This is a genomic window from Paenibacillus sp. MMO-177 (genome assembly GCF_037147795.1).
GTDB lineage: Bacteria > Bacillota > Bacilli > Paenibacillales > Paenibacillaceae > Pristimantibacillus.
The window spans coordinates 1-531 of sequence record NZ_JBBCUR010000034.1 but is presented as its reverse complement, the minus strand read 5'-3'; the positions used below and the strand labels follow the sequence as shown (position 1 = coordinate 531).

Annotated in this window: 1 rRNA gene; it reads left to right on the top strand. The window is 50.8% G+C overall.

Annotation, left to right across the window (positions count from 1 at the left end):
- Positions 1–107: ribosomal RNA gene (rrf, locus tag WFK81_RS30750) — 5S ribosomal RNA — on the top strand; the annotation flags it as partial.
- Between the last annotated feature and the right edge of the window lie 424 nt (positions 108–531).

The following is a 531-nucleotide window of genomic DNA, read 5'->3' as shown; positions in this document are numbered from 1 at the left end:
ATGGCGGAGGGGAACCACGCGTTCCCATACCGAACACGACCGTTAAGCCCTCCAGCGCCGATGGTACTTGGACCGCAGGGTCCTGGGAGAGTAGGACGTCGCCAAGCGGGTATATCGAGGAAGTACGCCGTCATCTCCCCCTGGGAGAGTATCGGAAACTTGATCGATGCATACTCAAGAAGCGGAAGCGAAGTTTAAGGAAGTTTCCGATGCCGACCTCGAAGTTATTCGAGAAGTTGAGCATTCGGTGCGGAATGGACGTCGCGAAAGCAATTGCACCTTGAAAACTGGATAGCGAAAGATGAAACATCCTTAAGCAATTATTGAATGTGTGCGAAGGTTGTTTCGAGTCGAGTGCGACTTTTGCGTGTTTATTTCAACCATTAGTTATCTAATCAAGAAATAAATCGCAAGGAGCGATCGACCGAAACAACCGGAGCATTAGGTTAAGCTAATAAGAGCGCACGGAGGATGCCTAGGCACTAGGAGCCGAAGAAGGACGTGGCGAACAACGAAACTGCCTCGGGGAGC